This is a genomic window from Chloroflexota bacterium, assembly GCA_034717495.1.
GTDB lineage: Bacteria > Chloroflexota > Anaerolineae > JAAEKA01 > JAAEKA01 > JAYELL01.
In genome coordinates this window covers 221,081-240,006 of the sequence record JAYELL010000001.1, presented here as the reverse complement: position 1 = coordinate 240,006, position 18,926 = coordinate 221,081, and the positions used below count along the sequence as shown (strand labels likewise).

General features: G+C 56.9%; 14 protein-coding genes and 1 tRNA gene. 14 read left to right on the top strand and 1 reads right to left on the bottom strand.

The window, feature by feature from the left end:
* The first annotated feature begins 216 nt into the window (after positions 1-216).
* Entirely contained in the window at positions 217-1,152 is a 936-nt protein-coding gene (locus U9R25_00935) for a hypothetical protein (protein MEA3334445.1), read from the top strand.
* Positions 1,153-1,792: 640 nt separating this feature from the next.
* The gene (ltaE, locus tag U9R25_00930; GenBank protein ID MEA3334444.1) at positions 1,793-2,830 is read left to right on the top strand and encodes a low-specificity L-threonine aldolase; all 1,038 of its coding nucleotides are present in this window, start codon (positions 1,793-1,795) and stop codon (positions 2,828-2,830) included.
* Positions 2,831-3,077: 247 nt separating this feature from the next.
* On the opposite strand, the gene ssb is transcribed toward ltaE, so the two are convergent.
* The gene (gene ssb / locus U9R25_00925) at positions 3,078-3,455 is read right to left on the bottom strand and encodes a single-stranded DNA-binding protein (protein ID MEA3334443.1); all 378 of its coding nucleotides are present in this window, start codon (positions 3,453-3,455) and stop codon (positions 3,078-3,080) included.
* A gap of 371 nt (positions 3,456-3,826) precedes the next feature.
* Here ssb and U9R25_00920 point away from each other — a divergent pair.
* The 12 genes from U9R25_00920 to U9R25_00865 form a co-directional block, all read left to right on the top strand.
* Positions 3,827-3,903 (top strand) — tRNA-Asp (locus U9R25_00920).
* Positions 3,904-4,212: 309 nt separating this feature from the next.
* On the top strand, positions 4,213-4,554 hold the full coding sequence (locus U9R25_00915; protein MEA3334442.1) for a hypothetical protein: 342 nt from the start codon (positions 4,213-4,215) through the stop codon (positions 4,552-4,554).
* Positions 4,555-4,610: 56 nt separating this feature from the next.
* Positions 4,611-5,639 carry a thiamine pyrophosphate-dependent dehydrogenase E1 component subunit alpha gene (locus tag U9R25_00910; GenBank protein MEA3334441.1) on the top strand — a complete coding sequence of 343 codons (1,029 nt, stop codon included), beginning with the start codon at positions 4,611-4,613 and terminating at the stop codon, positions 5,637-5,639.
* On the top strand, positions 5,636-6,682 hold the full coding sequence (locus U9R25_00905) for a transketolase C-terminal domain-containing protein (protein MEA3334440.1): 1,047 nt from the start codon (positions 5,636-5,638) through the stop codon (positions 6,680-6,682). The genes U9R25_00910 and U9R25_00905 overlap by 4 nt, the downstream gene beginning before the upstream one ends.
* A gap of 131 nt (positions 6,683-6,813) precedes the next feature.
* Positions 6,814-7,998, top strand: coding sequence for a MalY/PatB family protein (locus tag U9R25_00900; protein ID MEA3334439.1), 1,185 nt, complete (start codon positions 6,814-6,816; stop codon positions 7,996-7,998).
* A 56-nt stretch (positions 7,999-8,054) separates the two neighbouring features.
* Positions 8,055-8,969, top strand: a complete 915-nt coding sequence (locus U9R25_00895; protein MEA3334438.1) for a dihydrodipicolinate synthase family protein — start codon at positions 8,055-8,057, stop codon at positions 8,967-8,969.
* Positions 8,970-9,191: 222 nt separating this feature from the next.
* The gene (locus U9R25_00890; protein MEA3334437.1) at positions 9,192-9,854 is read left to right on the top strand and encodes an HD domain-containing protein; all 663 of its coding nucleotides are present in this window, start codon (positions 9,192-9,194) and stop codon (positions 9,852-9,854) included.
* Positions 9,851-10,462: a GNAT family N-acetyltransferase gene (locus U9R25_00885; GenBank protein ID MEA3334436.1), complete on the top strand. Its 612-nt coding sequence runs from the start codon at positions 9,851-9,853 to the stop codon at positions 10,460-10,462. Before U9R25_00890 ends, U9R25_00885 begins: the two co-directional genes overlap by 4 nt.
* Before the next feature lie 70 nt (positions 10,463-10,532).
* Positions 10,533-11,537, top strand: coding sequence for an aldo/keto reductase (locus tag U9R25_00880; GenBank protein ID MEA3334435.1), 1,005 nt, complete (start codon positions 10,533-10,535; stop codon positions 11,535-11,537).
* 37 nt (positions 11,538-11,574) lie between these two features.
* The gene (locus U9R25_00875; GenBank protein MEA3334434.1) at positions 11,575-12,798 is read left to right on the top strand and encodes a M28 family peptidase; all 1,224 of its coding nucleotides are present in this window, start codon (positions 11,575-11,577) and stop codon (positions 12,796-12,798) included.
* A gap of 67 nt (positions 12,799-12,865) precedes the next feature.
* Entirely contained in the window at positions 12,866-14,707 is a 1,842-nt protein-coding gene (locus U9R25_00870) for a class I SAM-dependent methyltransferase (protein ID MEA3334433.1), read from the top strand.
* A 354-nt stretch (positions 14,708-15,061) separates the two neighbouring features.
* Positions 15,062-18,926, top strand: a 3,865-nt coding sequence (locus U9R25_00865; protein ID MEA3334432.1) for a PKD domain-containing protein, incomplete at its 3' end; no start/stop codon positions are given.

The window sequence follows — 18,926 nt, the reverse complement described above, 5'->3', positions numbered from 1 at the left end:
CCAGGCTGCACGAAGTCCCCATTTCTCCGGGTTAGCCGGGTTAGTCTTAGGCAAACACAGCTGACAAACCGCCTTACCCTAACCTGGACAAGCCAGAGGAACACTGATTACGCAGACCTCCGGCGCAGATTCTCGCTGATCTTTTCTGATCCTTTTTTGGATTGATCTGCGTCTGTCAGCGTTCATCTGGCATAATCTTTTCGATGGAATAGCATCATGACCCACGCAACACGATGGCGGCAGGAGTTCGTCAGGTCGGTCGCCGACGCGTACAGGACTAATCCCAAGATCGCTGCTATTTCGCTGGCAGGATCTGTGGCCAGGGGCTGGGCCGACCGCCATTCCGATATCGAGCTGGACGTGTTCTGGTCCGAACCACCCGACGACGCGGAGCGGTCTGCCATACTCCAGGCAGCCGGCAGCGCTATCGATATCAATTGGAACAATCCTCCGGGCGAGGGCGAGTACCGTGACATTCTTCTGCGCACAGAAGGTCATGCCAGCCAGATTTGGCCCTATGAGGACCTGGAGTGGTCTGAGCACTTCTACGTTCGGGGAGTCAATATCGGTGTCAGCGCATTTCTGGCGAACACCATGGAGAGCTGGCTGACCGATGTGGTTGACGATCTCGATGTCGACGACAACAAACACATCCTGCTGTCCTCTGTGCAAAATGGCCAACCCTGTTTCGGAGTCGATCTGCTTTCTCAATGGAAGGCACGTATCAACTACTCCGATGAGCTGGCCGCAGCAGTAGTCAAGCAGCAGTTGGAAGTGAACGAGGCCTGGTGGAGGGCCGATATGCTGGCCGAGCGTGAGGCGCATATTCCATTGTATGATCTATTCAGCCAGATGCAAAAGAAACTGTTGCGCCTTCTCCTGGCGAGCAATCGCATTTTCCTGCCCGATCCCCGTTTCAAGTGGGCCCAGGTTCTGATCGCCCGCATGACGGTGGCGCCACAGGATTTGCAGGAACGGCTGCGTATGGTATTCTGGATGGACTATCGCGCCGCGGTCGCGGAGATGCAGGCTCTCTACGCCGAAACCCTTGCCCTGGTCGAGCGGGCGGTGCCTGGCGTGGAAACGGAATTCGCCCGTGCCTGGCTGAGTTTTCGTCGAGCCGTCTGGGACGAGCCGCCGCCAGCGAGTTGAGTAACTCCAACTATGCAATTGGAACGAACTCCATACCTGGCTTCTGGTGCATCGGCAAACTTGTCTACTGTCCTGAAAATAGGCGCTTCTGCGATAGGCGAACATCATCCATGCGAAAGCGGCATTGAGTCCTGGGCTCCCGCGTTCCTACCTCACGGTACGCCTAGCTCACGCACCGCTTGCTAGCGTGCTGGCGGCGTTCGCGAGGATGACAGCGGGAGTGACGCGGCCAGGTGGCCTGTCGGCAAGACACCTGAAAGGCCGGGAACGTGTTGGTGTCCACCGCATCCACATTTTTATCGTTGCTGGTGTGCCAACGATCATGTTGACTTGTCTACTTGTTTCCTTGTCTACTTGTTTCCTTGTCTACTTGTCTACTTGTCTACTTGTTTCCTTGTCTACTTGTCTACTTGTTTCCTTGTCTACTTGTCTACTTGTTTCCTTGTCTACTTGTCTACTTGTCTACTTGTTTCCTTGTCTACTTGTATACTTGTTTCCTTGTCTACTTGTCTACTTGTCTACTTGTTTCCTTGTCTACTTGTCTACTTGTTTCCTTGTCTACTTGTCTACTTGTTTCCTTGTCTACTTGTCTACTTGTTTCCTTGTCTACTTGCCTACTTACCCATAGAAAGCATTCACCATGAAAATCATTGATCTGCGATCGGACACTGTGACCAAACCGACCCCTGCCATGCGCCAGGCCATGTATGAGGCCGAAGTAGGCGATGACGTGCTTGGCGACGACCCGACCGTGAAACGCCTGGAGGAACTGGCCGCGGAAATGCTGGGCATGGAAGCTGCGGTCTACGTACCGTCGGGCACCATGGCCAACCTCATATCCATTCTGGCCCACTGCGGGCGGGGAGATGAAGCCATCGTGGGAGATCAGGCCCACACCTTCGTCTACGAGCAAGCCGGCATGGCCGCTCTGGGCAGCGTTCAGCCAAAAAATGTGCCCAATCGGCCTGACGGCACCATCGATCTGGAAACGCTCGAAAAGGCGATTCGACCCGATGATATCCACCAGCCGCCAACCCGCCTGATACTGCTTGAGAACACCCACAATCGCTGCGGCGGCGCAGTGCTGCCCATCTCATACACACGCGCGGTTGTCGAGATCGCGGCGAGACACGGTCTGGCATTGCACCTGGATGGCGCCCGGGTCTTCAATGCAGCGGTGGCGCTTGATGTTGATGTGCGGGAGTTGGTTTCCGGCTGCGATTCGGTCAATATTTGCCTCAGCAAGGGACTGGGTGCGCCGGTCGGTTCGATGGCTGCGGGAGATCACGATTTCGTCGCAAGAGCCAGACGTGCACGCAAAGTGGTAGGCGGAGGCATGCGCCAGGCCGGGGTGATCGCCGCCGCGGGCATCGTTGCCCTGAGCGAAATGGTGGACCGGCTTGACGACGACCATGCCAATGCCAGACGATTGGCTGAAGGCATAGCCGACCTGCCCGGCATCACCATCGACCCTCTGGCAGTGCAAACCAACATTGTGATCTTTGAACTGGATCATGCCAGGCTTTCGCCCGAGCAACTTGCCGCTGCGCTGGCCGAGCAGGAAGTCTGGCTGTTTGCTATCGGAGGCAATCGTCTGCGTGCCGTGACCAACTACCATGTGGACCGGCCAGATATCGACCGCGCCGTGGCGGCCTTCACCGACGTGCTATCCCAGTAACTGATGTTACGCAGTTGACGCGGTGCCTTGGTGACCGCGGACAGCAGACGGCGGACCGCCCAGAAAATCAAACGACCGCATTCAAAATGGGTTGATCCCCGGTAGGGGCGGGGTCTCCCCGCCCTCTGCCCACCAGCGTGACCGCAGGGATCGGCCCAACCCGTTTTGAACACACCCAAATCAAACAACCGCCCGGCTCGTCCATGCCGGGCGGTCTGCTCAGGTTCCTTCAGCCAAACAGTGTTGTCTAGAAGGGCGCCTCCTCTCCCTCCGCGTCAGGAGCCGCATCTTCGGCCACGGGCACGCCGTCCAGGAACTTGACCGTGTTCGCTGCGATCTCCATGACAGCCCGCGGCTCGCCATCGCCCGCCTGGTAGGCGCGGGTCGACACCCGTCCGACCACCATGACACGCCGGCCTTTCTTGAGATACTCGTTGCACGGCTCTGCCAGCTTGCGCCAGGCGCCAACCCGGAACCAGGTAGTTTCTTTCCCCGGGTCGCCATTCTTGTTGGTCCAGCGCCGGTCAACAGCGACGCTGAAGTTAGTCACTGGCGTGCCATCGGCCAGGTGCTTCAACTCCGGGTCATTGCCCAGATTGCCAACGATCGTAAGTTGTTGATACATCGGTTCCCCCTTCGATTGAATGTGTGCATTGCCCCCAACGTCAGAATCCAATAACGCGATCAAAAGATGGCCTTAAGCGGATTGGTTTGTCGCCCCCATTATCGGTTCATGGTCAGTCGGTTGAGTGGATCAACGCAAGCGGATTGATTGTGACAACAGTATAACACAAGCTGGCGCGCGGCGCAAATCGAAACCACCGGCGTTATGTCGACTTATTCATTTATGAGTGTGCTTCGCTGCGCCGCCCGAACGTGATCGCTGGCTCATCGTGCCGCTCAGCATAACGTTCACAGGGTTTTTTAGCAGCACCCGAATCCCGATCCCATGATTTGACGAATGGTACGCTTTGTGTACAATGAAGTCAAGCACTGGGTCCCGTAGTGTAGATGGAGAACACACCGGCCTGTCAAGCCGGAGATCGCGGGTTCGAGCCCCGTCGGGACCGCCAGAAGAGCCAGCCGAATTCCGGTTGGCTCTTTTGCTTTGGTCTCCCGCCTACGATTATCTGGGCTTCTTCTCGCCCTGGCGTCAACCCGGACTGCCAGCATCATCATGGCAACAGCTTCAGTCTCTTGTTCCATCGGAGTCTGGGAAGAACAAATTTCAGGTCGACTCAAAGTGTCCCGCAGGTCACGTTACCAGCGCGACATAGGGTCTTTGCATTGACATCTGCCCTCTCAGGAGCTACAATGACCGCAACGTCCCAGCCGTTGAACCCGGTTGCCGGTAATCCCAGCCGAGAGGGCTGAAAAGGAATATGGTTTTGAAATATCACCATTTAGGGATACCGACCCATGACAAACTCAGAGATGAAAAGCACCTTGAGCATCTGAAAATGTATGTCAGCGGCTACGGCAAAAGCCCATACGGAGTTGAATGGACAAGATATGAAGACGATGCGCCATATCCAGAGTTGGTAAAAACAGTGCCTCATGTTGCTTTTGAGGTAGGCAACATCCAAGAAGCCATTAAAGACAAAAAGGTCTTGATCGAGCCAAACAGCCCCAGTCCCGGAGTAATTGTGGCCTTCATTGAAGACAATGGCGCACCGATTGAATTTCTCGAAATCGATAGAAACATTGCCGAAGAGGGAATCTAGAGGAAACCATCGCCACGAAAAAGCCTGCGCTTGCACCCACTACGGCAAAGAATGCCATGTCCTGTGACGTGTGGCCGCTCTATGCGGCCATGCTGAAAAGCCGTCTGTTCGAGGAGGCTGTCGCCCAACTCTGGAAGGACGGCTTGATTTCAGGCGAGATGCACCTGGGGACCGGCGAGGAAGGCATCGTGGCAGGCGTTGTCGCTCATCTGCGCGACGGAGATGCCATGGCCCTTGACCACCGCGGCACACCGCCCTTGATCATGCGCGGCGTGGACCCAGTCCTGATCCTGCGCGAGCTGCTGGGCCGTCCGAAAGGGTTGTGTGGCGGAATGGGCGGACACATGCACCTGTTCTCAAAAAAGCATCTGGCGGCTTCCTCTGGCATTGTTGGAGCAGCCGGCCCAACCGCTGCAGGATTCGCGCTGGCAGCTCAATACCTGCGGCCGGGCACCATTGCCCTGGCTTTTTTCGGCGAAGCAGCCATGAATCAGGGCATGTTGATGGAGGCCATGAACCTGGCTTCGGCCTGGAAATTGCCTGTGCTGTTCGTCTGCAAGGATGACCAGTGGGCCATCACCACCCGATCCAGCCAAATGACCGGTGGTGACCTGGGCGAGCGGTCCCGCGCCTTTGGCATCCCTTCCGTCGAAACAGATGGCCGCGATGTAGACCAGGTCTGCGAAGCCGCCGGCCAGGCCATCGAACAGATCCGCTCCGGCCTGGGGCCGCGATTCCTGCATGCCCGTTGTGACCATCTGGAGGGACATTTCCTGGGCTATCAACTTCTGCGAGTGAGGCGCGCCCCCCATAGGGAAATCCCTGGGATGGCACTCCCCCTGACACGGTCGTTCCTGCATTCCGGAGGAGCACCCATGCGTGAGCGCCTGGACGGGTTGAAACTGGTCATCTCGGCCATCCTGGCGACCTTGCGAGATCCACGCCAGAGCTCTGCCAACGATCCGGTGGTCCGCTCCCGGGCCGCTTTGCAGTCAGATCCCACGCGCCTGCAATCCTTGGAAAACGAGGCCGAAAAGAAAATCGCTTTGATCCTGTCGTCCGCCTTGCAGGAATGCGAGCAATGAAAAACATGTGGTTTACTGAGGCCGTCGATGATGCCCTCGGACAGGCAATGGCCGAAGACCCCAGCATCGTTCTGATCGGTGAGGACATCCGCCTGATCCGGCGCAATCTTCTGGTACGCTTTGGTCCGAATCGTCTACTGAACGCCCCGATCAGCGAGAGCGCGTTCCTGGGAGCAGGAATCGCCGCTGCGATGGCAGGGTTGCACCCGGTGGTCGAGGTGTACATGGTGGACTTCCTCGCTGTAGCCATGGATGCGCTGCTCAATCACGCAGCCAAACTCGAGAGGTTTTCGGGTGGCAAATGGCGGGCGCCCCTTGTTGTGCGTGCTCCCTGCGGCGGTGGCTATGGCGATGGTGGACAGCACGGACAGTCCTTGTGGGGGTGGCTGGCCCACATCCCCGGACTGACCGTGGTCGTTCCTTCGACGCCAGCCGACGCGGGTGGTCTGATGCTGGCGGCTCTCAGGGTTGATGGACCGGTCATCTTCCTCGAACACAAGCTGCTTTCGGAGTCCTGGCTGGAGTTTCTTGGTTCGGGCGGCCGAAGTACGGTACACTACGACGTTCCTGCGGACGGCGCGCGCGGTCCGGTACCCTCAAAGTGGCAACCGACACCCATTGGCAAAGCTGTTGTTCGACGCAGCGGACATGACATCACGCTGGCCGGCGTCGGCGTGGGTGTGCACCGGGCCCTGGAAGCTGCCGAGGGCCTGGCGGCTGAAGGGATTTCAGCCGAAGTGCTGGACCTGCGAACTGTCTGCCCGCTCGATGAAGCGGCTCTCTTCAAATCAGTCGCCTCAACAGGCCATCTTCTGGTGGTAGATGAAGATTACGAAGGCTTTGCCCTTTCCGGCGAGCTGGCAGCGGTCGTGCTGGAGGCGGGAATCCCGTTCAAGTACGGTCGCGTCTGCACCCGAACAACCATCCCTTATGCCCGGCACCTTGAAGATAGAACCTTGCCGAACATAGCCAGAATCCGCGCTGCAGTCGCGCAGCTGCTGGAAGTATCAAGCAACCCGCCACAGGTTATCGGAACCTGGTGAGAGCGGCCAAAAAAATAAGGGTAAGAGTCACGGAGGTGGCGAAATGAGTGGGCATCACCACCGCCGAAATCGTGCAGTTCACTCAAGAAGGAAGAAGGGTCTACGAACCCAAAGGGGATTAAAATCAGGCCATGGCATTGAAGTACGATCTTGACGAAATCATAAGTCGGGCCGGCACCAACTCGGTCAAGTGGGAATCGGGCAAGTATCTCATTCGTAAGGGAGTGATAGAACGATTCGACCAGGATACCATTGCCCTCTTTTTGGCGGATATGGATTTCCAATGCCCGCAACCGCTGCTGGAAGCGCTGCATGCCAGGGTCGAGCAAAGGATATTCGGTTACACTTCCTACCTCACCTCGCCAGATTACGTCGATGCCATACAGGGTTGGTTCAAACGCAGACACCACTGGGAGATCACTGCAGATTCCATTGTTTACAGCCCGGGAACCGTGCAAGCCATCGATGCACTGATTCGAGCGTTTACCGCGGAAGGTGATGGTGTCATCATTCAGCGCCCGGTATACGGTCCATTCACGAACAGAATCGAGGCGAACCGGCGAAGCGTGGTAAACAATTCACTCGTCAACGACGACGGTTATTACACAATTGATTTTGACGACCTTGCAGAAAAAGCCAGATATTCACAAAACACCCTGTTTCTCCTCTGCAGCCCTCATAATCCCGTCGGCCGGGTTTGGCGGCCCGATGAGTTGATCAGGATGGCGGAAATTTGCCTGGCCAACGATGTCGTTTTCGTGTCTGACGAAATCCACGGTGACTTGATCCGCAAGGATAAGACCCACCATCCAATTCATACCCTTGTCGAGGATGACCGGCTGATCTCCTGCACGGCCATCAACAAGACCTTCAACACGGCCGGACTGCACTGCTCCAACATCATCATCGATAACAAAGAGATGCGAGAGCAGTTCAGTGCCGCGTTGGGCAGAAAATCGCCGACACCTTTTGCCATCACGGCGCTCATCGCCGCCTATGACCATGGCGAAGAATGGCTGGCCCAGGTAAACGGCTACGTCGATGATAACCTGGCTTTTTTGGCTCGATTTATCGAAGAGAACATGCCCGGCGTCAGATACTGGATACCTGAGGGGACTTATTTCGCCTGGCTTGACTTTCGGGGATATGGGTTAAGTGCGGCCGAAATCCATGACAGGATCTACAACAAGGCCAATGTAGTGCTGCAGGATGGCGAGAGATATGGTCCCGAAGGGCAGGGATTCCAGAGAATTTGTGTCCCCAGCCCCCGCAGCATTCTTCGGGAAGCTCTTCAACGAATCGCAGCGAAGTTCTAATCTCCGAGACTTGACCAGCGAAGTACACACAGTGCGGAAAGGCCTGGCAGCACACTATGAACAAGACTCTACCGGGCGGATTGTGGCCGGTGATGCTAACCGGATTCAACAGCGACGGCTCAATAGATTGGCATAGCGTCGACGAACTGACTGATTGGTACATTGCCTCCGGGGCAGCGGGGCTTTTCGCCTGCTGTCTTTCCAGTGAAATGTATGAACTGACGCCCGAGGAACGTCTTTCGCTGGTTCAACACGTTGTCGGACGCAGCAACGGGCGCGTGCCTGTGGTTGCGACGGGTACCTTCGGCGGTAAGCTGGCAAACCAGGCAGCTTTCGTCAAACAGATGGCTGACACCGGTGTTGAAGCAGTCGTCGCAATCCCGAACCAGTTGGTCGCTCCTGACGAGAACGAAACGCTGATCCTCGATCGGCTTGAGCACCTCCTGGTTTTGACCGATCCGCTGCCATTGGGCCTGTATGAATGCCCGGTGCCCCATGAACGTTTGATCCCGCCTGAGACGTCAAGACAGCTTGCCGCCACCGGACGTTTCCTCTATCTGAAATCCATTTCTTCCGATCCTGACCTTACCCAGGGAAAGATTGATGCGGTCCAGGGAAGTCGTCTGGGACTGTATAGCGCAAACACACCGACCGCGCTGGCGGCATTGCAGGGCGGCGCTGCCGGAGTGTCGCCCATTTCGGCCAATTTCTACCCGGAACTGTTTGCCTGGCTCTGTTCCGCCTTCCGCGATAAACCAGAACAAGCACGCTACCTGCAGCGGATGTTGACACTGATGGAAAGTGTCACATCGGTGAATTATCCTGCAGCAGCAAAATACTTCCTGCAGCAGCGCGGCCTCTCTATTCAGACAAAATGCAGGGTCCGGAATATCGTCCTCTCAGGTGAGAACATGAGGTTCATAGATAACCTGTTGGAAGTTGCTACTGACCTGGCCTCTTCGCTGCGTTAACGTAATGTGCCCATCGAAGCCCTGCATCGCCTCAAGCACCTGTAACGAATATTTCGTAAACTCCTCGACGTATTCAGGTTTCACATCGTCATTCAGGCCGAAGGTTTTCACTGGTTTCTCCTTGTGGAAATGGGCGAAACTCGCTCAGTTGCAATTTGTCTCAAGTTGAAGTAGATTCAATCTCAGGCTGTTGAAACATCCCAATCCGCGGAACCCATTGCCATGCAAACCCCCACACGAGACGAGGCCGAAACACTTCTGGAAGAAGCGGCGCTTCTAAACCCGGGTCCCTGGGTTGAACATTCAAAGCACGTGGCGCGCGCCGCCGAAGCGATTGCCACACCTCACCCCCTGCTCGACCTGGAAGCCGCCTTTGTTCTTGGCCTGTTACATGACATCGGCCGGCGTGAGGGCGTTACAGGCATGCGCCACCTGTTGGACGGGTACAACTTCCTGGCGAACCTGGGCTATCAAGACGCTGCCAACGTCTGCCTCACCCATCCCTTTCCAAATCGGGATATCAGAACATTTTTCGGGGTCTGGGATTGCAGCCGGGATGAACTGACCTTCGTCGACAGATTTTTGTGTGAGGCCGTCTTTGATAACTATGACCGATTGATCCAACTCTGTGATGCTTTGGCAATGGCATCGGGGGTTTGCCTGATGGAGAAGCGCATGATGGATGTCGCGCTTCGGCATGGGATTAACGACCACACAGTGGCCAAGTGGAAAGCCACATTTGAGATCAAGGCGCAGACGGAGACGGTGATCGGGCGATCGGTCTATAGTCTGTTTCCTGAAGTCGTCGAGAATACATTTGGCCTGGCGAGCGATGCCGCGCCGGTCGCTATCGATCGGGCGCCAAAGACCTTCAGCGCGTCATGAGTTTCAGGATCCGGCCGTACCATCCCTCCGATCTAAGCACGCTCTATCGAATCTGCATGCAAGTGGGCACCAATGGTAAGGATGCCAGCCATCTCTACCGGGATCCAGACATACTTGGGCACTTGTTCGTCGGACCGTATGTAGTTCAGGAACCCGATCTGGCCTTTGTCCTGACTCATGCCGAAAAACCATGTGGTTATATGATCGGCACCCGTGATTCAAAGCTCTTTCACGAACGCTGCGAGCGTGATTGGTTCCCAGTGTTAAGGGAACGTTACCCGTTGTCTGATTACAGAGCTGAAGCCAAGTCAGCTGACGGCAAGATGGTAAGCCTGATTCACCGAGGCCATCGCGTTGAAGAAGGGCTTGGCGCCTATCCCGCCCATCTGCACATTGACCTGTTGCCGCTGGCCCAGGGCCAGGGTTGGGGACAGAAACTGGTACAAACATTCTTGAGCCGCCTCCGCCTTTTGAAGGTGCCGGCTGTTCATTTGGGAGTCGGGAAACAGAATGAGAATGCCATTGGGTTTTACGAACATATGGGCTTCCATGTGATCGAGGAACACAGGAAGAGTCTGGTCATGGGCATGATTCTTCAGCAGCGATAGTGCGGAAATGCGATGACGCGGTGACAACAGGTTTGTCATTGCCACGACATAGTACACGAGGAGAACCACGATGAAATACGCCAGACTTGGAAAATCCACCATGATGGTCAGTCGAATATGCCTGGGCACCATGCATTTTGGCCAGCGCACTTCCGAAGAGGAATCCCTCAGCATCATGGACCGGGCACTGGAACTGGGAATCAACTTCTTTGACACCGCCAACGTCTACGGCGGCAGTGAGAATCGCGGTGGCTCGGAGACGATCATCGGCAAATGGTTCCAGCAACGCCCGGAAAACCGCGACCGGGTGGTCCTGGCCACCAAGGTATACGGTCAAATGGTCGACGAATCCCTTCCCAACGAAGAACGGGGGATTTCAGCCTACAGGGTCCGCAAACACCTGGAGTCCTCCCTCAGGCGTCTGCAGACCGATCACATTGATCTCTATCAGGTCCACCACATCGACCGGCGAATAACTGCGGAGGAATTCTGGGGAACTTTCGAACGATTGATCGATGATGGCAAGGTGCTTTACATGGGTTCGAGTAATTTCCCGGGGTGGGGCCTGGCCAAACACCAGATGCAGGCCCTGCAACGCGGTTCCATGGGATTCATCTCCGAGCAGACGATGTACAGCTTGCTATGCCGGTATCCCGAGTTAGAGGTGCTTCCCGCGGCCCTTGATCTGGGAATCGGTGTCATTCCCTACATGCCGCTGGCCGGTGGCATATTGACCGGCAAGACGCAGTCGCAAGACGATTCCAGGACCAGGCAAGTCGAACGAGAATACGGGATCCACATCGGGGAGACCAACCAACAGCTGGCCAAATTCTCCGCGCTCTGCCGGGATCTTGGCGAAGAGGAAACTGCGGTCGCCATTGCGTGGACATTGGCACAACCAGCGGTAACATCGGCCATCGTGGGAATCCGAACCCCGGATCATTTGGATAACATGGAACGAGCGGCCGAGTTGACGTTGGCCCCTGAGGCCATGAGGAAGCTGAACGAGATTTTCAGCATCAATAAGGGCCGGCCACTGCGGCCAGGTCAAGCACCTGAGGCATATGCATGGTAATGTGCCAGTTTGAAGGCGGAACGAATCAGGAGTAATGATGGCGGCAATTCCAGTGGAAGAGAAAGCCGGCGACTATCTGAACCGACTTTGTCTCGAGATTCCGGGCAGGCGTGTTGGCAGTGAAGGAAATCGGACAGCTACCGAATTCTTCGCCGAAAAGGTGCAATCGTTCGGCTTCGAGACGAAAACGCCACCCTTTCCCTGCATCGACTGGCTCGAGCAGGGCGCCGATCTGTTCGCGGGCGATTCCAGGTTCGATGTCCTGGTCAGCCCCTACTCGCTGGGCGCCAGTGTTGAAGCTCCCCTCGTATCGATCACTACCGTTGATGAAATGCGTGCTGCGGACGTCGCCGGCAAAATCCTGCTGCTGCGGGGAGATATCGCCAAAGAGCAGTTGATGCCCAAGAAGTTCCCCTTCTTCAATCCCGAACGACACCAGGAGATCATTCAACTCCTCGAAACAGGGAATCCGGTCGCGATCGCGGCGGCAACCACCCAGGATCCAGGCCTGGCTGGAGCCGTCTCCCCCTTCCCGCTCATCGAGGATGGCGATTTCGACATCCCCTCAGTATACATGACGGCGAAAGCGGGGGATCGATTGGCACAGTTGAAGGGGGAACAGGTATCGCTCGAGATTCGGGCTGCCCGTTCGCCCGCCCGCGGCAGAAACGTCGTCGCCACCAAAGGTACGGAACGGGACCGTCGGGTCGTCATCTTTGCTCATATCGATGCCAAGGATGGCACGCCCGGTGCCATCGATAACAGCACCGGCGTTGTGATACTTCTGTTACTTGCCGAGTTGCTGGCAGGTTACAAAGGCAGCCTCGGCGTTGAGATCGTGGCATTGAATGGAGAGGACTACTACTCGGCGCCCGGGGAGAAGCTCTGGTTAGCCCGGAATTCCGGCACATTCCACCAGATTCACCTCGGAATCAACCTGGACGGCGTGGGTTACAGAGAGGGCAAGACCGCCTACTCGCTGTACGACTGTTCGCCGGAACTGGCCCGCTATATTCACGACTCATTCGCCGGTTTCGACAGCATAGCCGAGGGCGATAAATGGTACCAGTCCGATCACAGCCTCTTCCTGCTGAAACAGCGCCCGGCCCTGGCGCTGACCTCCGATCATTTCGACGCACTCTGGCGAGAGATTGCCCATACCGCTGATGACGTACCGGACATCGTCGACAGTGGCAAGCTGGTTGACGCGGCATTCGCCCTGCTGGACTTAATCCTACGACTGGAACGCTACCGGCCGTAATCAGATGCCGTCCACCTGTTACGCCTGTCAGTTAATGGGACGCCAGATCGTGAAGTGAAGGCAATTGGTGCCATTTATCGCAACGCAATTCCTCGAATACGAGCCGGACATATCCTCGCTGCCCGAGGCGAGCGTCCGCAGGATTCTGCGCCAAGCACTGAACTGCCTGCCCATCGACATATTGATCATCGGGTGGGATCTGCCAGATTCCCTGATCAACGCCTGTGCCGAGGAGTCTGCCAGAACGGGCACGCGCCTCTATCTGTGGCATCCACTCTTGACGGGCAGTGCGAACTTTCCCATCAAAAAAGAATGGCGAACGATAGGCCTGGCTGGCGAGCCGGTGCCTGGATACCGCAACCTGCCGGAATTCACCTTTCTCTGTCCCAATCGAACTGACACTGCCGATGCCATGCTCGAAAACCTGGGTCGAGCGCTGGCACGCGGCCCCTTCGACGGCCTCTTTCTCGACCGCATTCGCTTCCCCTCGCCGGCGGAAGATCCCGGCCGATACCTGGCCTGCTTCTGCCAAGGCTGCCAGCGAACCGCAGCAGTCGAAGGATTGCATCTTGGCGAAGTAAGATCAGCGACTCGGTCCCTGCTCTCCTCGAAGGAGGGGCGACGACGGCTGTTGCGATTGCTGTTAGATTGCACGCCTTCCGATTCACAGGATGAACGAGCGACAGCAGTGCAGCGATTCATGCTGTTTCGAAGTCGGGTTATCTCGCGGTTTATCGAATCAGCCGCGAGCCAGGCCCGCCAGGCAGGATTTTCGATTGGGTTGGATTGTTTTTCACCGTGCCTCGCGCCGATGGTCGGTCAAGACCTTTCAGTGCTTGGAAGGTCGAACGGATGGGTGAAGTTGATGACCTACGGACATGCCATGGGGCCGGCCGGGATCCCTTTCGAGCTTATCAACCTGGCCAATTGCCTGGTTGACAACGGCGATACCAGTGAACAAGAGGCGCTGGCCTGGCTTGCCGAAGAAACGGCACTTGACCTGCCGGCGACCATCGAAACGTTTAGGGATCGGGGCCTTCCTCCGCAAAGTCTGGCCAAGGAAATCCGTCGCGCCCACCGATTGGGAGTGCGTACAGCGTACGCAGGCATAGAATTGCTCGATGCCCCGGGTATTGCAGACTTGAATAACCAGCAGATCCAGACCGACCTGGATGCATTTCTGGATGCAGGGGCTGACGGTTTGGTATTATCGTGGGATCTGCTCAAGATCCCGGAAGAGCGGCTCAAGCTCGTCGCTGATGTCGTTTTCGCCAGAACCTGCCCCTTATGCAGTAGTGACAGCGCCGAACTGTACCACAATGACAGGTGGCGGCCCTATTATCGCTGCAACACCTGCAGCCTGGTGTTCGTGCCACCCGCCTTCCATCTGTCAGCCGAGAAGGAAAAAGCGCAGTATAACCTGCATGAGAATTCGCCGGATGACCCCGGATATCGCCGATTCCTATCCAGGTTGTTCCTGCCAATGCAGGAGCGTTTGCCGGCAGGAAGTCATGGCCTCGATTTTGGCTCCGGCCCTGGTCCTGCCCTCCCGCTCATGTTCGAAGAGGCCGGGCATTTGGTTTCGACCTACGATCCCTTCTTCGCCGACGACCCTCGACTCCTTCAGCAACACTATGATTTCATTACGGCCAGCGAGGTTGTCGAACACCTGAGCCATCCGGGCGAAGTGCTGGAGCAGTTATGGCAGTGTGTGCGTCCAGGTGGCACCCTGGGCATCATGACCAAGCTCGTCATCGATCGCGAGGCTTTTGCCAGTTGGCACTATATTCGCGACCTGACCCATATATCCTTCTTTTCTCTCGACACACTGCAATGGCTGGCAGAAAAGTGGCATGCCACCATCGAAGTTGTCGACAGGGATGTCATCCTATTTCAACAAGCCGTATAGGTGGCAATCCCACCACATCCCACCACGCCGGGTTACAGGGCTTGTCTCACGAGGATTCCCCTCGGGTGACCCACGCAAGACCTCGTTCCACCAGTTGCTGCAAATCATGCGCAACCTGTCGCCGTTCCTGACGTCTTCTCTTTCAGCAGGACTTGCCCTTTTTGGGGTGAATCGGGCCGCGTGGCAGTGAACCTTTCCGACATGGCCCGCATGCAACATAGTGGGCCAACCGTGCTCCCTGTGCTGGCATGCCCAATGCCGTGCTAAACCGTTACCCCGTTGCATTTGTCGACCGCATCAACACTGCCGGGAATCTTTCCGGCGTTGTGAGCGAATATTTGGAGGAACAAGAAGATGAGAAGAAAGACTTACAGAACAACTACTCTTACCCAGGGAGGGCTAACATTACTGCTGGCTGTTCTCCTGGCACTGACAGCGCTGGTTGGTGTGGCGCCCCAGCCGGCATACGCAGAGAACACCGATGATTCCGTGTCCCTCACCGATACCCTTTGGGTGCTGGTAGCCTATGGCGACGCACTCAATCCGCGGGTCGTCGAAGCAGGTTCCGTCGTCACCGCCGTTTTCAACGCCGATGGATCACTTTCGGGCACAGGCGGCTGCAACAACTACACGGCGAGCTATTATTCTGATGGCTACAGTCTCGTCGTCGAAGGTGTGGGCGCTACCAAAAAACTCTGTCCGACCGGCATGGAACAGGAGCAACTGTTCTTTTCAGCGTTGCCCCAGTCCGAGGCCTATCAGATCGGCGACGATGGTGGCCTGGAGATCACCTACGATTCAGAGGCGCCCTTCGAAGAGGTCCTGCTCTTCAAGCAGGGCCAGCAGCCCCTGGAAGGAACCGAGTGGATACTGAAAAGCATGGGCGATCCCAATGCCCCGCAGGGTGTTGAGGCGGGCACCACGATTACTGCAGTATTCATTCCAGAAAAGATTGACGGTGGCACCGTCACCGGCTCGGCCGGGTGCAACGATTATTCGGCAGAGTATCGCGTGGATGAACAGCGCATCTTTGTCTCGGCCGCGGCCACAACGCGGAAGGCATGTCCCGTTGGCATGGAACAGGAATCCCTGTTCCTGGAAGCCCTGACCGATGCAGAGACCTACCTTACCTTCGGGGAAAGCCTGGAGATCAACTACGATGATGGCGACGGACAACTGGTCTTTTCGTCGACCCAATACCCCCTCCAGGACATCGAGTGGGTGCTGGAATCACTTAACGGTAGAATGATCCCGGCTGAGGTTCGTATCACAGCCCTTTTCCAGCCCTGGCTTCTGGACTCCTATGGACAGGTGACCGGTTGGACCGGATGTAACTCCTTTTCCGCATGGTATGAGGCCGAAGGGAATGGCATGACCGTCGGTCCTATTTCGGCCGGTAGCGCAGTTTGCCCCCAACTGGAAGAGCTGGAGTCGGTCTACCTGCGAGACCTTCAGGCGGCCAAGACCTACGATATCATGGGCGACCGCCTTGAAATCACGACCAGCCGCGGTTCGCTTGTTTACACATCCCAACGGATGCCACTGGAAGGCACGCTTTGGGAACTCGTTTCCATCGGAGCAGTTGACGGGACACAGTACCCGATTCCCGAAACCCATTTCACGGCGATATTCACCCCATCACCCGATGATTCCCCATCCGGCCTGATGACAGGATCCAGCGGATGCAACGAATACGGTTCCGACTACATCGCATCGCTTACCAGGATAAAGATCAACCTGCCCCGAAAGCAACAGAATGACTGTGGCGATGCCATTCGGGAAAGGGAGCAGCAATACTTCCTGGGGCTGAACGATGCCACGAGCTACCGAATACTCGGTGATGAGTTGGAGATATTCTTCGATGATCGCCACCAGGTGATGACCTTCGCCGGTACACCCTTGCCCGAAGGCGGCAGGATCGATCTTTCGCCGTTGGATAGCACCTTCTGGTATCTGGTCACACTTGTCGATAAACCCCTGCTGCCCGAAACGCAGATCACCGCCGAATTCACCATCGAAGATAATAGAATCCAGGGTACTGTCAACGGTTCAGCCGGCTGCAACGACTACCAAGCCGCCATTGAGCCAGGATTCTGGGTCATTCCGGGTGGTATCACACTGAAGATGTGCGGGTCACCCGACGGCATCATGGAACAGGAAACCGCTTACCTCAGCGCGCTTGGAACCGCAAGCTCCTTTTTCCTCCAGGATGACCTGCTTATCATGCCAACCGATGGGGGACTCCTGGTGTTCTCAAAGGATCCTCCGCCCAAACCGACGTCTCCCGTGGCAATCATTGACGCGCCCGGCAAGGCAAACCGCGGGGAGCTCGTCCTGTTCGACGGCAGCCGATCTCGCTCCCGGTACCCGATCTCGCTCTATTTCTGGCAGTTCGGCGACGGCTTCCGGGGCAATGGCGCCCAGGTGTCACACGCCTATCAGTTTGTTGGCACATTCCTGGCAAACCTGACAGTCGTCGATTCAGCCGGTTTCACTGGTACCTCCGGAAAGACAATCCAGATCATCGAGGCTGAGGTGCCGCCGACAGCCATCATCCAGAGCCCGACCCATGCCTTCTCAGGCCAGCTTGTAACCTATATCAGCAGATCCACGCCGGGCAGCAGTCCCATCGTAAGCTATCAGTGGGACCTGGCTACTCCTGCGCAGTCCTACGGGGAGAACAACGCCAGTGTCGCGACCGTGTACAGTACACCCGGATGGTATGACGTCTCGCTAACGGTAACAGACGCCAATGGCCTGAGCAATACGACGACGCGGTGGATCATCATCCTTCCTCCACCTTCCTCCGAGATCCCTCCAACGGCGATCATCGAAGGACCTACCTACGCCTATGTCGGGGAAACGGTCACCTTTGTCAGCCGTTCACAACCGGGCAGCAGCCCTATTGCTATCTACCAATGGGACCTGAGTGGCCAGGCCTCGACCCATGCCCAGTCGAGCAGCAGCGCTTCCGTAGTCTACAGCAATCCTGGCAGTTATTCTGTCCGGTTGACCGTCACCGATACCAATGGACTCAGCAACTCCACAAGCCACCAGATTGTCATCTACCCACAGGACGCGCCGCCAAATGCAGTCATTGAGGGTCCAACCCAGGCCTATGTGGGCGATCAGGTCACCTTCGTCAGTCGCTCCCAGCCAGGCAGCAGCCCGATCGTCAGCTACCAATGGGGCCTGAGCACCCGCTCGGTTGCCCCCTACTCGACGGGATATTCCAGCTTGACGACGGTCTTCAACCGGCCCGGCACCTACACCGTCAGTCTGAAAGTAACCGACGCCAACGGCTACAGCGACACCGACACCCATCAAATTACGATCAGCCAGCGACCGCCACAATATCCACCGACGGCAAGGATAGAAGGTCCCTCCCAGGCTTTCGTAAATCAACAGGTCACCTTCGTCAGTCGTTCTACACCGGGCAGCAGCCCCATCGTCAGCTACGCCTGGGACCTGGGTACCCGATCAGCCTCAGCTGCATCCACTGCCGATGTCAGTGTGACGACCAGTTTCAGCCAGCCGGGCACCTACACCATCCGGCTCTCGGTCACTGACGCCAACGGCCTCAGCGACGATGACACCCACCAGATCACCATCGCCCAACAGGCTCAGCCACCCACGGCCTTGATCGAAGGCCCAACCCAGGCTTACGTAGGCGAGCCGGTGACCTTCACCAGCCGTTCTACACCGGGCAGCAGCCCCATCGTTAGCTACCACTGGGATCTGACTGGCCGGTCAAGTTCCTACGCCCAGTCGAACGTCAGCGTCACGACCAGCTACAGCCAACCAGGCACCTACACGGTCAGTTTGACAGTTACCGATGCCAACGGCCTCAGAGATACCGATACCCATCAAATTACGATCAGCCAGCGACCTCAACAGACTCCACCCACGGCCAGGATCGAGGGTCCGACCCAGGCCAGCGTCGGCGAGCCGGTGACCTTCACCAGCCGTTCTACACCGGGCAGCAGCCCCATCGTCAGCTACGCCTGGGACCTGGGCACCCGATCAGCCTCAGCTGCATCCACTGCCGATGTCAGTGTGACAACCAGCTTCAGCCAGCCGGGCACCTACACCATCCGGCTCAGAGTCACTGACGCCAACGGCCTCAGCGACGATGACACCCACCAGATCACCATCGCCCAACAGGCTCAGCCACCAACGGCCTTGATCGAGGGTCCGACCCAGGCCAGCGTCGGCGAGC

What these genes read in the sequence shown, in the direction of transcription:
- U9R25_00935 (MEA3334445.1), top strand. Translation starts at nt 217, where the DNA reads ATGACCCACGCAACACGATGGCGGCAGGAGTTCGTCAGGTCGGTCGCC.
- ltaE (MEA3334444.1), top strand. Translation starts at nt 1,793, where the DNA reads ATGAAAATCATTGATCTGCGATCGGACACTGTGACCAAACCGACCCCT.
- ssb (MEA3334443.1), bottom strand. Translation starts at nt 3,455, where the DNA reads ATGTATCAACAACTTACGATCGTTGGCAATCTGGGCAATGACCCGGAG.
- U9R25_00915 (MEA3334442.1), top strand. Translation starts at nt 4,213, where the DNA reads ATGGTTTTGAAATATCACCATTTAGGGATACCGACCCATGACAAACTC.
- U9R25_00910 (MEA3334441.1), top strand. Translation starts at nt 4,611, where the DNA reads ATGTCCTGTGACGTGTGGCCGCTCTATGCGGCCATGCTGAAAAGCCGT.
- U9R25_00905 (MEA3334440.1), top strand. Translation starts at nt 5,636, where the DNA reads ATGAAAAACATGTGGTTTACTGAGGCCGTCGATGATGCCCTCGGACAG.
- U9R25_00900 (MEA3334439.1), top strand. Translation starts at nt 6,814, where the DNA reads ATGGCATTGAAGTACGATCTTGACGAAATCATAAGTCGGGCCGGCACC.
- U9R25_00895 (MEA3334438.1), top strand. Translation starts at nt 8,055, where the DNA reads ATGAACAAGACTCTACCGGGCGGATTGTGGCCGGTGATGCTAACCGGA.
- U9R25_00890 (MEA3334437.1), top strand. Translation starts at nt 9,192, where the DNA reads ATGCAAACCCCCACACGAGACGAGGCCGAAACACTTCTGGAAGAAGCG.
- U9R25_00885 (MEA3334436.1), top strand. Translation starts at nt 9,851, where the DNA reads ATGAGTTTCAGGATCCGGCCGTACCATCCCTCCGATCTAAGCACGCTC.
- U9R25_00880 (MEA3334435.1), top strand. Translation starts at nt 10,533, where the DNA reads ATGAAATACGCCAGACTTGGAAAATCCACCATGATGGTCAGTCGAATA.
- U9R25_00875 (MEA3334434.1), top strand. Translation starts at nt 11,575, where the DNA reads ATGGCGGCAATTCCAGTGGAAGAGAAAGCCGGCGACTATCTGAACCGA.